The following is a 13,205-nucleotide window of genomic DNA, read 5'->3' as shown; positions in this document are numbered from 1 at the left end:
GTGATTTTTGGCGAAACCATTATAACAGCCCCATTTGCTGCTTGCTTTTTATACCGCAAAGATCAACACGCTCTAGTATCTAAGCAAAATCCTCATAGAATTAAAAGACTCATTAACGTCATGATAAAGTGCTCAAGCTTGAGGAAGTGCTTAACATTTTAAGCCCAAGGACAGGGAAGCTGCGGCTATTCTTGGGGCGGTAGCGTGGTGATTAAAGCTCATCGACAGGGCTGATGGCACCAGCTTAATGCTGGCCTAATATGTGCTTATAATTTGCGTTGTTTTGGCATTGTTATGTCCCAGTAGCCCTTGTACAGTGCGGATATAGCGCCTGCAGTTTGAGTATTGATTAGCACATGTCGCTGGTTTGCGAGATATTAGGTTACTTCATTTTGAAATATACTCTTTGGGTAGTGAATCGAAGACAATCAAGAATATCGGTTAACTTCCGGTATCAAGCGTTCAACTAACTGGAAGAACAATAGAAGGTTGAGCTGTAATTTCGGGTACATGGGTAATGGGGACTTGTGAATCAATCGTTAACCTTTAAACCTTTAAACCTTTACTCAAGGTCAATACAGAGAAAAAAGTAGTAAAACACAAAATATTGCTAACAAGCCTATTCAATTTACGCCGTTAAGCTCCGAGCTTTCAGTTTAAAGTATTTCAAACGCTTTGGTTGCAACGTACGGCGTAATTGATTGGGACGTTATATTAATTCGGGGAAATTATGGCGTATGAGTTAACAAATCTTTTGATGAAATGTGAATTGGAAGATTTTTATTTTTTAGCAGAACAGACCGATAGCTACATCAATTTTTCATCTGATATAGAGTTAAGTCGATATATTAAACGCTTTGAAAGCGAACCTAGCAATAGGAACTCAAAATTAGCGTTATGTAAATTTCTAGAGAAAGAAATTCGCTACGCAGGTAGTTCGGATGTGGCATTTGCTTTCAGGAAATACTTCAAAAGTGAAGAAGTCGCTGGTGCTTCAATTTATGAGATCATAGATGATGTTAGTAACGTTCTAAAAGTTAAGCAAAAATTCATAGGTAATGCAGAGTCTCAATTAGAACGATTAACTAAGGCAGTAGTCGAAAAAACTTTCCTCTCATTGAAAGAGGAAGACCAAAGAGAGCTATTAGAAAAAGCAGGTATTAATAGGGCTGCAAGGGACGAGTTTTTTAGAAAGTTCAAAGAAAATAAAACTCGATTTCTGCCATTACTATTATCTATTGTTGGTCCCGAAGTCACAGCAACTTTGATTCAAGGTATAGCTATTACAGCCTTGACTGCATTTATAGGGCGAGAAGCAGCGAAAAAATTGATCGAGGCTTTAGCAACAAAGTTTCCATGGTGGGCTCAATGGTTAGGACCGATCGTATGGGGTTTGAGCTTAGCTTGGACTGCTTATGATATACAAGGTGGTGCTAATAGAAAAACGGTCCCAATCTTGGTCTATCTAGGCATTGTAGGCTTGCGAGATGGTCCTGAAGATGGGGATGACTTCTGGGAAGAGAATTAATATAACAAATGAGTATGGTGTAACTCATTAATTTTTAATTAATTTCGTTCCATGTTGTGTTATCTCTGAGCATAGAATTAAGGATCGCAACTATTTGTCTAGCTCAGGTAATTATCGCCACTTTCTTTGGTTTACCTGCATCAAGTAATCGTTGATGTGGATTTAAAAACAGGGATAGACTGCATAGCAGACATCATCGTATATAAACGGTTCGGACTTAAGCACGTCCACCTTAAATGATTTACTTACCTTGAACTCGTGGCAGTTTTGGTATGCGTTGGTTTTAGTGTTGAAGTTCCATGCAAGAACATCGGTATTGCGTGCTTCACCCCTTAACTGGGCGTTATGTGCTAATCAATGTTAAAGATAAATTGGGGGAAATTAGGTGCTGGAATTTGTGATTGAAAAACTTATTGGTCTTTTAGGTCCTATAGCGACTCTGGAGAAAAATAAACGTGAACTTAAAGATGATGCACTCAGAGCAATTTCTACGGCACTAAACGAAACCGCTATTTATTATCGTGACCTTGCCCGTAGTAAGGAACGCAACTTTGAGGTCGAGGCACAACTCGTTCGGTATTGGTCAGCTGCAGCTATTCCCCTCAGACATATAGATCAAGAGTTAGCCAGTATCTGCGAGAATAAAGCTGAATATTGGCTTAACCCTGAAGAATGGAGCAATGAACAAGTTATTCAATTTGGAATTAAGTTAGAAGACGTTAAGAAAGCATACAGACAAATGGCTATACCAGCATTTAACAAAGAAGACAGGTTTGGCCGCACATAACAATTCGCTCAAGCGGACTGCCAACGCGTGACATCTTTGGTTTCAGTTGGAGCTTGGTATCATCTAGACATTGGCTGCCACTTATCTCAGCGTTGATGCTTTTAAAGGTAATATGTTAAGGTTTAATAACAATGGCTATACAGTCTACAAGAGAAGAATTACTTGAAGTAATAAGGTCAAATAAACGAATTTCTATATGGAAAAATAGCTATAGATTAGAAATTGACAAAAATGTCGATATACCTAAGGGTCTTTCGGCTAGCTATAAGACAAAGTCTTTATCGCATAAGCCTTATAGGCAATCCCTAATAATGAGTGAAGGAGATAAAAACTTTTGGTTCAACATCGTTGTTGGGTGTAGCGGTCCACTATTAAACAAAAGCAAAACAAAAAAAGATCATATTTCGAAAAAATATGCTCAACTTGATTCAGCTCTTTCAGATGCTATCAAGTTACATGAACTAATAAATGCTTATCCAGTAATATCCCCCGAAATTATTTTTCCAAAAGGAGTTAGATGTGCGCCAGGCTCTTTTGCGGAAACAGTAATACTGAAAGAACCGACAAAGGCTACATTAGTAAGCGCTATTAATAAGTTTTCAGCTTTTATTGATAAAAATAAATACGATCCTGAATGGATGGGGGGGCAGCTAAACTTCATATTCTCTGGCCATGGTTTAGACCCAGAGGACCGAAAGAAATCGAATATGTCAGGGCTTCTATTAAAAGATGGAGTATTGACAGCAAAAGAGTTCTACGACTTAGTTTCTGATGCAGTTCCTAAAGATGCAGAAAGTGATGTTATACTCAATAACCATGGAAAATGTAGATTAGATGTTTTTTTAGACTGTTGCTATTCAGGTCTATTTACTTCAAACATATTTGGTTTTTTCCTTGACAACCCCAAAAACGTTATTCCAGGAAAGCTTTGGGCCTCATCTATGCCTTTTCAACAATCATATGAACAAAACAGCTCAGGATTATTCACTAGGGCATACTTGTCTGATGAATCGCGTAAACTAAATCTATCTGATTTATTCTCTTCCGAAAAACTATCTCTGGCTGATGGGGGAGTTGGCGTTGAAACGAAACATAATCAAAATCCTTTCATCATTGACTTTAGCATGCTTAATTTTAGCATGACAATTCCAGGAGCCGTCGGAACAACGAGAATTATGAACGAATATTCACCTATCGAAGAAAAAACTTTTACTAATTCAGTCAATTTCCTAGCGTGGATCACTTGTTATCTCAGGAATATAAATAAAAGCTTGAAAGGGGCTCTCTAAAATGACTCGATCTATCATCCCATCACCCAGATACCAAGCGAAAGGTAGTGCCCCTCGAGACGCCGCATCAGATAGATATAATGATCGCTTAGTTAAATATATACCTGCCGAGTCGGTCGTTTTATATCAGACAATTAATAGCGTGCTTGCAAGTTCAGGAATGCAAGGACAACCGATACATTGGATTATTTTTTTTGTTATTTTAATTGCAAATTTCGAATACATGAGAAAAGTTCTCTCGATAAAAATGCCGTCACAGTTATTAATATCCAGTATCTCTTTTATTATTTGGGCGGTTTCATTTGGGCAACCTTTTTTATCTCTGTCTTGGTGGCAACCTGTTTATGGTGCTTTAATATTACCTTTATTCACATTTATTGTACCAATTTATGCACCTAAAGCAAAAATGGACTAACAAACGAATTCATACAGATATTTTGCTGCGTTTACGCTATACAAAATTCAGGTAAGTTGAACATGAGTTCATAGAAATTTTTATCCGAAATTCATCTGATAGCCCCGACGACGTAGCAGGTTTTTATCCGTCAACGGACTATGTAACGTAACTAAACAAAAGCTGCCCAAAAACTGTTTATTTCAAGATTCCTAACCACTTTCTCATGTCAGTTCTTGACCTACATATACTAATAACTGATTATGAGCCTAGTTGAGCACTTATGATTATAAAGGAATGTTCTGCAATTTATGAGTGGAATGAAGAATAAGACCTGTAGACCAGCACGTTGCTGCTATGGCGGATGTATTTTCTGGAATATTATAAAGACAATATCTGGTGAAAAGACACTGTTAGTATGAAGAAGGTCACGATGAAAAATTTGATATGGAAAATATTTCCACCTTACGAGGTTAAAGTCACTCGAGAGGCTATTGATGAATTATTAAATAAATTTCCCAATAATAGTTCTAATGTGATTGTAAAAGAAGCAAAAAAATTAGTAAATAATGCAGAAAAAACGGTTTACTCAATTCGTATTGAACACATTAATCCAGAATATTTAGCGTTTATTATAATAACAAATGTAATTGCTCGTGATATTTCTAGCGGTTCATATCATACGTATAGAGGTGTTTTAAACCTTATCGGTATGGATATGAAAAGTTTGTGGCTAAAATTACAAGATTATATGGTGGCTAAAGGTTATATTAATTCTGAACAACAAGAAAAAGATAATGCTTGGTTATATCAGCAAATAAAAATGATGGGTTAGTTGGAAATTCATCCTAATAAGTCGCTTCAATTGACAAAATAACGTTATGAATTTTGCTTCGCAAAATATAGTGCAACTGTTTTCAGTGTTAAACATCAAGGAGAGTGAACCCAATGTGGGGAGAACTTCATGAAGAAAAAGAAATCATAATTTCCCTATGTGAAACCATCGAAGCCGGAAAGGCCAACCGATTGTTTCGCGAGCTAGGGGCTCAGCTGCATTATGATGTTTATGATTTTCCTGCAGTCAGCTACGAGAACTGGCAATCAGAGTCATTGCTTCACGTTACGTTATTTTACAATGGCAAAGAGGTCGATGCCCAAGAAAACTTTAATGGCATTTCGTTAGTTTTTCCTTTTGCTGTTCGGCCTAGCAACGATCAACCAAAAGCTTTAAACCTTATTAATCAAATAATCGCAAAATTTAACGGTGTGGCGACTTATCAAGATCAAGAGTATTCAGCTTCTCTTGTTCAAACTGATTGGGATTCGTGCAATGATTTTCTTCTCAAAGAGTGGGGCGAAGAACCTGGGAGTCAATCATTGGCAATTATGATCGCGGAAAATTATGCTTAACAAGGCAAAACCGTCGATTCGCTTCGCTCTGCGCTGTTTGTGGCGTTATGTCCAAGAGAGTATGAATAGCCATCAGCTGTATGCGTCTTGAACATAACAATTACCCCAAATCGGCGATTATTATCCATACAAGTGTTTAAGAGATTAAGGCAGTTATATCCGCTTTGGTGGTGCGTTGCCGCACAGCCTTAACGTGGCATTAAAAAGCCGTTAGATATAGTGATAATTGATAGCATATAAAAGCAAAGAAAATCAGATTGAGATATTGAATGAAATCACAGTTATTGGTGCAGTCAATGCACTGGGCAAACCTTTGCTGGGAGTCGAGTAATAAGTCAATTATCGAATTGGATGAAATCCTACCTAAAATTGGTCAGAGTTATAAGATTAAATTATCTCAAGAAGAAGATTATGTTGGAGTTGGCTCAGTTTTAATTTTGTGGAAGCCGCCACATTCAGAGCAAAATATGTGGGATGATTTAAGACCATCAGAAATACGACGTTCTTATGTACTCAACGGTGATATATGCAATGTAAGCACTGATAAAATGACTTTTGATTTCCACTTGAATGAGAAAATTCCCTTAGTTGAATTTTTTAGTAGACAAGAAGAAGTACTATCTTCTCCTTTGCCATATGTTGGACCAATCCATAGATTGAAATGGCAAGATGCTCATCATGTTTGCCATTATCATTTTGACAATTACTATTATATTAGCGGTGTTGAATGTGAAAGTTTTCTAGAAGTCATTTTATCAATTGAAAATGATAAATGGTGTATACATTATTCAGCTGATTTACCTAATTGCTCATTTTATAGAACATTTATTACTCGTTATTACTTAGATGAGCATGAACAAAAAATATTTAAAGAATTGCTTTCAAAGTCAACAGCCATTGAAGACACTTCATTGAATGAATTGGGAAAAACTCAAGTGCATGGTTTGCTGTAAAAATGCTCAGTTTTCCTTGTATTCTGGGTATGAGTAAAGCTTTTAACATGTCACAAATTTTGCTATCCAAAATATAGCGCTATGTATTTTTGCAACTGTTCTACGCATTAGTGGCCAAGGGAAAATATGAAGCAGGTAATTGAATTCAAAACGTCGATGTTTGATGTATCGAAGGAAGAGGAGAATCCCATCAACCCAATTTATGGGCTTTCCCTTTTGGAATGGTTGAGGATAAAGCTCGAAGGCAAGATAGATATTACGGAGCCGGATGCCGAGGATTGGGGCTGGTCTAGTGAGCTTGAATATGAAGATAAAAGCTACCTGATCGGAGCATGTGCGTTTTATGAGCAAAACGATGACCCAACATCAGAAATTGAGTGGATCTTTCAGGTCAATAAATACCGTAGCCTGAAAGAGAAGTTACTTGGTCAAAATAAGATGACGGCCTCTGATAGTTGCCTTCAATTTTTTAAAGAGCTTTTTGATCAAGAGCCAAGAATCAAGGATGTGGAAATTACCTGAACGACTACCAAAGCCGTCAACCAGACGCTAAAAGCATGCTGCTTTTGGTTCCCTCCGCTGGCGCTTAGGCGCCGGTTAGCGCAAGCGTTATCTTCTGCTGAAAAGCTAGCTCAAATGAGCTGGCTTTTTGTATTTATAAAGCTGGTGAAAATATATTTATCTTGAAATACTTTGCATTGATTTGAACGGCTTACTCGTTATCCCATTGGATCATTTCAGCTAATGCGGCTTTTCGTGCTGATTCGACACTTTGATGAACTGAATCCTTATTTTTGACAGGGCCAGAACAGCGCGTTTCTGCTGAAGACCATAATTCATAGCCGCTATCTTTGTGTTCGATTGTTAGTAAAACATCTAATCCATCAGGATAGGTCTTTTGATAGCAATTTATTACTTCATCGTCTTGGTCTGAAAGCTCCATCCAACCAAGTGGCAAAATAGTTGTCATGGCATGAACTCCCTATAAAATTTTATCAATCAAGGTGATTATTTATTAGCTTTATCTAGGAGACTAAATACACCAACAACAAAAGCATTCATGACTTAGCTGCTCAAGTAATTCTTGAATTTTTGGAAAATCTTCTTTGGTTACAGTGACCTGACCCGTTAATGGTTTATAAAGCAGCATAATATTTCGATTAGCTTGTGCTTTTTTATGTTCAGTCAGAACAGCATCGGCATACAGGCTTAACATCCCTAATTTTTGCTTATTTGTTTGATGTAGACGTTGCAGTGCTTGAGAATCAAGCGAGGTTATCTGTTCAAATGTCTTTAATAACTCATCAATTATGCGACATCCATGAATAATTTTGTCTGATTCTGGTTGCTCAATATCGATCACTTAAGGCTCCACTAAAACGTAATGATCTAGCCTAACACTCTTGATAGGCTTTACGTTTTGCAAAAAAATAAACAGCTATTATTTGATAATCTAAATCTATTGTGTAGAAACAATTTAGCAGCAAATTTGGCGCAGGCACATAAGTATATATGTGTAGCCAGTTCATTTAGCTCATGATATTGGATATCAATCATTAGCCTTAAATATTGCAGGTTATTTAGCGCAATTTAGGCTAAATACGCTCAATGGTAGCAATGCTTTACTATCTACTTTCCCCACCCATTGACTCATTTATCGTTATATAAATACGGTCCTAAATTTGTTAGGCTTGTGCGCAAATTATAGTTATGTCACTTATCTATAGTGGCCGTTGTTATTTGTTGTCGGAGTTTATACAGTGTTGTTCTCATCTACGCCTTCTCGCATAGGGATTGTAGCTAGTTGCGTATGTGTGGGTCTGCTTATCAGCGGCTGTTCGCCACAAGATGAAAAGACTGATGCGTCTGTTATTAAGTTTCAGGGAAAAACTGACTCATCGCGTCAGTATGTTGGTTCAGCCATTTTTAGCGTTTCGGGTCAGAGCATAACGTTTGATCACATTTTAAGCTATAAAGTGCTTAATCGTGCTGATCCCATGAAACTTCAAGCTAAGTTGAGTTATTTACACTTGGATACTGGTTCATCGGTTATGCCGTCGGTTTCTAGTACCTATGTTGAGCCTAAACGTGCCATGTTTGGCAAGCTCATGGATGCTGGGATCACCATGAGTGTTGAGTCAAAAGCGAGCAAAATTGTTGCAATCTCAAGCGAAGATGATGATATAAAATCGTTCCTTGACGACTCCTCGCTCATGGGCAGCCAGCAAAAAGATTTATTTCAAGTCCCTGGTATTTTAGCTTCAATTCCCGCAAAAGTGGGGGCAAGTGTAGATATAAGCGTTAGAAACATTCATGCCAAAGCAACTCTTACACGTTTAACAGCGCATTATGCGACCATTTTAATCAAAGCAACGGTGCCAAAAGAGCAGTTGGACGATTCTGATTTACCAAGCTGGATAGCGATGACGATGGTTGTTGAGCGCAAATCTGGATGGTTGGTTTCTTCGGCGCGATTGGGAACATTAATCAAAAAAGGTAATCAGCCTGCGGTGGGGTTTGATGAGCAGCTTTATCAAAGCAACGCCTTTGGGCCATTCTCGCCTATTGATGTGGCACAGCCTCCGATTGCCCATACTTATCATGCAAAATCGCCTCAAGCTCAACCTAAAACGAGTGATGAGCTTTTTGCCTCTAATTATGGATTGTTTATAAACTCAGATACTGAGCATAAGCTGAGTTATCCGCTTAAAGGACAATGGGCACAGCAGATAGCGCTGAGTGATTTTGAGCCAATGAATCAAACTGTTCAGCAACAGTTAAAATATACCTATCAAATGACGGGTCATGGCAATCAATTGGGTGTGACAGGTTTTTCTCATGGCTGGAAAGAATCAAACCGACGCTATAGTGGCCTAGTGCGTTGGTATAAAGCGAGCGCAAAGTTTTATCCAGTAAGTTATAAAGCGCTTTCCCTTAAGGTTAATCCCGCGCAAAAAACACAACTTAATAGTGGCGATTTAACTGCCCAATTGGTTCCAGTGAAAGGCCACGAAGGGCGTTTTAATCTGTTTTTATATCGCTCAGTAAATAGTTGGTTCAATTTTGCAAATATTCCGCAGCTTGAAGGCGCTAAAGTTCGAGCATTAGCGATTAACCATCAATTTGATGATATTGCTCAGCTGACTCATTACGGTAGTGCTCGGCTTAATCGCGGTGAGTTGCGCGCCACTTATGAGATCCAATGGCCACAAGGTAAAGCGTTGCCTCAAAAGCTTACTCTGCAACAAGTAACACGCGCCAAAGATGCCGCGTTTGAAAAAGAGTTGGAGTTTCGCCAGCCTCGTGATTTAGCGCTTAATATGGACATCTCTCCGCATGATGATAACTGGCAAATCCCTGCTGCAAAATCGTCACTTACATCGGGCCCCAAGATTGAGAATCGAAATCAGCTGGCTTTTTATTGGGATGCTTCAGATATTCAGCGTTGCCAGTTGAGCGTTAAAACACCGCAGCTTTACGGCCATGTGTTGAGTTGGCAGCTCGATAGCACTGAGGGAACCTCGCAGCGTTGGCTATTGGCCACTGAACATAAACGCCATAGCTATTTTTATGCTCGGCAAGTTAACACAACGCTTAACTGCCCAACCACTTTGCACTGGCAAACACAACCGGTTAAAACAGCCTCGCATCCTTGGCTTATCGACATCCGCCAGTTTGGTAAAGTCGATTTAAATCAGTCGTTTGAAAAGTTTGCTAACCATTACCGGTTTTATGACAAAGCGGGTCAGTTATTGTCAATCTATAACCTGAAAGTAGGGTACGAAGAGGGTGATGCTAAAACACTTGGTGAGGCATTGCTTAAGCAGCATTATCTTAAGCTTTCAGGCGATGTAGCCTCGATGCAACATGCCACTGAGATAAATCAATCTATCACCCGCAGTTGGACCAACACTTTGCCAGGATTACCCAAATGATGCATAACTCATTATTAGCTGTTCGCCAAAGGTTGGGTCAATCAGTGCTATTTGTAGCGTTGCTCTCTAGCGCACCTTTCGCTCATTCTAAAACTTATTATATCAATCAAAGCAACCAAGCCGTGAAAGCCGCGGATGCAGCGTATCAGTATGATTCTCCCATCAAACAGAGTGATGGCAATTGGTCATTTAAAGTTTATTTTGCGGGTACTTCTCAACTGTATGAAAAGTTTGATGCAACCGCTCCAGACTATAACGACTCGTACATTGCAACTCGCTATTGGCAATGGCGCAAAGATGGATCGTTAAATGAGCGAATTACTTGTCACAAAAGTCCAAAAGCGAAAGATCCATGTGCTCAAGGGACCTATGAGCACTGGGAACGCTATGGCTGGAGTGAGGTTTATAATTATTCAAACAATAAAAAAATGGGATGGCAGCTCTCATACGATAGTTTGAAAAATAAAACCGCAGATCCAAACTGTAAGACATCGCTGAGCTATCAGGTTCTAATGAATAAAGATAAGGTGCCTGAAGCCGGTTGTATCGATAAAGAAAATAACCGCAGTTATCTTAAATCTGCCCGTTGGGTTCAAAATAGCAAAATTGATGGTCCAAGTTATCGGTTTAATGAGCAAGGCCGGGTTGTGGAGTTGTCTCATAGCAAAAATGGACTTAATGAAGGCTTAGCTGTTAGTTATTATGACGATGGAACTAAAAAGTCTGAGGCTCACTACCATCGAGACCGGCTTGAGGGCGAATATCGTCTTTATGATGAAAAAGGCCACCTAACGGTTTTAAAAACGTATCGTAATAACCGGCTCAATGGGCTAGTGCAAAATTGGCATAAGCAAGTCTTAGTCCTTGAGTCTCACTTTGTGAATGGTAAGAAAGAGGGCGTTGAAAAACAATTTTATAACGATGGCGTACTGAAGCACAAAATTAACTGGCATCATGATAAAAAAGTGGGGCTAGAGAGCTTTTATGCAAATAATGGCCAAATTACTCACGAGATCAAATATGCCAGCAAAGATGAAAAAGTGCTTCGTGAAAAACGCTGGCGAGATAACGGTGAGTTGTTCACGGTTGAAGTGCCGGTGAACTCCCAATATGGGCCTGCCTATAAAACAACGACCTACTATAAAAATCAGATTAAAGAACTCTGGCAATCAGTGAAGATTAATCGTTGGAAAAAGGAACGCTGGACAGTTGTGGCAACTCATAAAGTTGTGAATATCAGTCAGTGGGTTGATGGCAACCGCGAAGGTGAATTTTTAATGTATAACCGCGATGGAACCCTTGCCGCCAAAGGTCGTTATCATCAGGGGCATCGCGTAGGTCCGTGGATTGACAACATCATTACGCCGTCGCAAGAAAATTACGATGAGCATGGCAAGCTCCATGGTTTACAAACCACAACACTTAAATCCGGTGATGTAAAAACGCTCAATTACATTCATGGTGAAAAACAAGGTGAGTATCGAGTCAGGGATGTTAATAAAGTCGTAATAGCTAAAGGGCGCTATGAGAACGACAAGAAAACAGGTCCCTGGATAGATATAGAAGATTGTTATCGCGGCGTCAGTGTCTGCAAAGGTTCGTATAAAAATGGCAAACGGATTGGCAAATGGCACTCATTTGATAAAGACGGTTATCTTGTTTACCTGCTGAACTACGATATGCAAGGCCAGCAACAAGGCGATAATTATCAATTTAACGCTCAAGGAATGGTGTCTCTGTTGATGCGCTATCGCGATGGTAAGCTTGATGGTGACACGCTTTATTACAAACCCGATGGTTCGCCTCAAAAAGTAGAGCATTATCAAGCAGGCCGAAAAGATAACTCTTAAGCAACATTGAGTTGATAAAACAAGCTGTTCGTGTAGTCGGATAATAAAGTTTGATCAAAGCTAATATAGTTTGATCATTTCTGACGTTTTATGATGATTATGTCTGACTCATTTTTGCCCCATTGTGTGTTATTGACGCTGCTGACAATTAGCTCTACACCCTGTCAGTTGAGCTAATTTTAGTAATGCTAGAGAGTGCCATAATTATTCTTACTTTATAACTTATCTAACGGACTGGTTGTCCCCGCAAAATGTTGGCCAAGTACATGTGTATAGATTTGTGTTGTACTAACGTCATTGTGGCCTAGTAACTCTTGAACACTTCTTATATCACGACCTGCTTGAAGCAAATGGGTTGCGAAGCTGTGCCTAAACGTGTGGCAGGTGACGCGTTTATTTATTTGAATATTACGAACGGCATTACCGAGCGCTTTACGAATAACACTTTGATGCAAATGGTGCCTGCAAAGTGTTCCCGTATAAGGATTAATGCAGGTTGACGACGAAGGGAAAATAAACATCCATCCGTGTTGCCTAAACGCATTGGGGTACTTACGTTCTAATGCATTTGGCAGAGATGGGCCTATCCCCTTTTGGTTGTCATCCTGTTGAATTTTAATAGCCTTTTCAATATATTTAGTAAGCTTTTCTGCGCATTGATGGCTGAGGATGGTTTGCCTATCTTTATGTCCTTTACCGTCTCTAACGGTAAGCGATGTTCTCACAATATCAATGTCTTGGACACGTAATCGGAGACATTCTGAAACTCTCAGTCCACTACCATAGAGTAGCTCAATGATTAGCCTGTCTCGGCCATGAAGTTCATTTAATATCGATGAGATCTCCAATTGGGATAAAACCGTCGGTAAATGTCTCTGCTTAGTCGCATAGCAAAATCCTAAATCACCAAGCTCATGGTGCAAATGCTTTTGATATAAATAGGCTAATGCGTTAAGTGCTATTTTTTGTGTGTTGATAGCCACTGTCCACTTCCCCTAAACTGAGACAAATTTAAATGGAGTTTTCTACACTCATAGATGTAGGAGAGAACCATGAAAC

Annotated in this window: 12 protein-coding genes and 1 pseudogene; 10 read left to right on the top strand and 3 right to left on the bottom strand. The window is 39.1% G+C overall.

What is annotated here, in order from left to right; all coding sequences use genetic code 11:
- The first annotated feature begins 730 nt into the window (after positions 1 to 730).
- The 8 genes from ABTQ23_RS20975 (at position 731) to ABTQ23_RS20940 (ending at position 6,883) form a co-directional block, all read left to right on the top strand.
- Positions 731 to 1,528 (top strand): hypothetical protein, encoded by a 798-nt coding sequence (locus ABTQ23_RS20975; protein WP_408617714.1) that lies wholly within the window; start codon positions 731 to 733, stop codon positions 1,526 to 1,528.
- Between the two features lie 385 nt (positions 1,529 to 1,913).
- Positions 1,914 to 2,315 (top strand): hypothetical protein, encoded by a 402-nt coding sequence (locus tag ABTQ23_RS20970; protein ID WP_408617713.1) that lies wholly within the window; start codon positions 1,914 to 1,916, stop codon positions 2,313 to 2,315.
- Between the two features lie 131 nt (positions 2,316 to 2,446).
- Positions 2,447 to 3,604, top strand: coding sequence for a hypothetical protein (locus tag ABTQ23_RS20965; RefSeq protein ID WP_408617712.1), 1,158 nt, complete (start codon positions 2,447 to 2,449; stop codon positions 3,602 to 3,604).
- A 1-nt stretch (position 3,605) separates the two neighbouring features.
- The gene (locus ABTQ23_RS20960; RefSeq protein WP_408617711.1) at positions 3,606 to 4,019 is read left to right on the top strand and encodes a hypothetical protein; all 414 of its coding nucleotides are present in this window, start codon (positions 3,606 to 3,608) and stop codon (positions 4,017 to 4,019) included.
- A 412-nt stretch (positions 4,020 to 4,431) separates the two neighbouring features.
- Positions 4,432 to 4,833 (top strand): hypothetical protein, encoded by a 402-nt coding sequence (locus ABTQ23_RS20955; protein ID WP_408617710.1) that lies wholly within the window; start codon positions 4,432 to 4,434, stop codon positions 4,831 to 4,833.
- 113 nt (positions 4,834 to 4,946) lie between these two features.
- The gene (locus tag ABTQ23_RS20950) at positions 4,947 to 5,408 is read left to right on the top strand and encodes a hypothetical protein (protein WP_408617709.1); all 462 of its coding nucleotides are present in this window, start codon (positions 4,947 to 4,949) and stop codon (positions 5,406 to 5,408) included.
- Positions 5,409 to 5,677: 269 nt separating this feature from the next.
- Positions 5,678 to 6,361, top strand: coding sequence for a hypothetical protein (locus ABTQ23_RS20945; RefSeq protein ID WP_408617708.1), 684 nt, complete (start codon positions 5,678 to 5,680; stop codon positions 6,359 to 6,361).
- Positions 6,362 to 6,487: 126 nt separating this feature from the next.
- Positions 6,488 to 6,883, top strand: a complete 396-nt coding sequence (locus ABTQ23_RS20940) for a hypothetical protein (RefSeq protein ID WP_408617707.1) — start codon at positions 6,488 to 6,490, stop codon at positions 6,881 to 6,883.
- A gap of 190 nt (positions 6,884 to 7,073) precedes the next feature.
- Here the strand turns inward: ABTQ23_RS20940 and ABTQ23_RS20935 are convergent, their stop codons facing one another.
- Positions 7,074 to 7,331 carry a hypothetical protein gene (locus ABTQ23_RS20935; RefSeq protein WP_408617706.1) on the bottom strand — a complete coding sequence of 86 codons (258 nt, stop codon included), beginning with the start codon at positions 7,329 to 7,331 and terminating at the stop codon, positions 7,074 to 7,076.
- Positions 7,332 to 7,394: 63 nt separating this feature from the next.
- Positions 7,395 to 7,724, bottom strand: coding sequence for a hypothetical protein (locus ABTQ23_RS20930; RefSeq protein ID WP_408617705.1), 330 nt, complete (start codon positions 7,722 to 7,724; stop codon positions 7,395 to 7,397).
- Between the two features lie 397 nt (positions 7,725 to 8,121).
- Here ABTQ23_RS20930 and ABTQ23_RS20925 point away from each other — a divergent pair, with 397 nt between their 5' ends.
- Positions 8,122 to 10,296, top strand: a complete 2,175-nt coding sequence (locus tag ABTQ23_RS20925; protein WP_408617704.1) for a hypothetical protein — start codon at positions 8,122 to 8,124, stop codon at positions 10,294 to 10,296.
- Positions 10,293 to 12,146 carry a toxin-antitoxin system YwqK family antitoxin gene (locus ABTQ23_RS20920; RefSeq protein WP_408617703.1) on the top strand — a complete coding sequence of 618 codons (1,854 nt, stop codon included), beginning with the start codon at positions 10,293 to 10,295 and terminating at the stop codon, positions 12,144 to 12,146. Before ABTQ23_RS20925 ends, ABTQ23_RS20920 begins: the two co-directional genes overlap by 4 nt.
- Positions 12,147 to 12,361: 215 nt before the next feature.
- Here ABTQ23_RS20920 and ABTQ23_RS20915 read toward each other — a convergent pair.
- Positions 12,362 to 13,129, bottom strand: a pseudogene (locus ABTQ23_RS20915) (integron integrase); the annotation flags it as partial.
- Positions 13,130 to 13,205 lie beyond the last annotated feature (76 nt).

Origin of the sequence: Celerinatantimonas sediminis, from assembly GCF_046054195.1 — a bacterium.
Classification (GTDB): domain Bacteria; phylum Pseudomonadota; class Gammaproteobacteria; order Enterobacterales; family Celerinatantimonadaceae; genus Celerinatantimonas.
The sequence above is the reverse complement of the archived record's forward strand: the minus strand, read 5'-3'. Positions and strand labels throughout refer to the sequence as shown.

Coding starts and splice junctions, on each gene's coding strand:
- ABTQ23_RS20940 (WP_408617707.1), top strand. CDS start 6,488: ATGAAGCAGGTAATTGAATTCAAAACGTCGATGTTTGATGTATCGAAG.
- ABTQ23_RS20965 (WP_408617712.1), top strand. CDS start 2,447: ATGGCTATACAGTCTACAAGAGAAGAATTACTTGAAGTAATAAGGTCA.
- ABTQ23_RS20950 (WP_408617709.1), top strand. CDS start 4,947: ATGTGGGGAGAACTTCATGAAGAAAAAGAAATCATAATTTCCCTATGT.
- ABTQ23_RS20935 (WP_408617706.1), bottom strand. CDS start 7,331: ATGACAACTATTTTGCCACTTGGTTGGATGGAGCTTTCAGACCAAGAC.
- ABTQ23_RS20960 (WP_408617711.1), top strand. CDS start 3,606: ATGACTCGATCTATCATCCCATCACCCAGATACCAAGCGAAAGGTAGT.
- ABTQ23_RS20945 (WP_408617708.1), top strand. CDS start 5,678: ATGAAATCACAGTTATTGGTGCAGTCAATGCACTGGGCAAACCTTTGC.
- ABTQ23_RS20975 (WP_408617714.1), top strand. CDS start 731: ATGGCGTATGAGTTAACAAATCTTTTGATGAAATGTGAATTGGAAGAT.
- ABTQ23_RS20955 (WP_408617710.1), top strand. CDS start 4,432: ATGAAAAATTTGATATGGAAAATATTTCCACCTTACGAGGTTAAAGTC.
- ABTQ23_RS20920 (WP_408617703.1), top strand. CDS start 10,293: ATGATGCATAACTCATTATTAGCTGTTCGCCAAAGGTTGGGTCAATCA.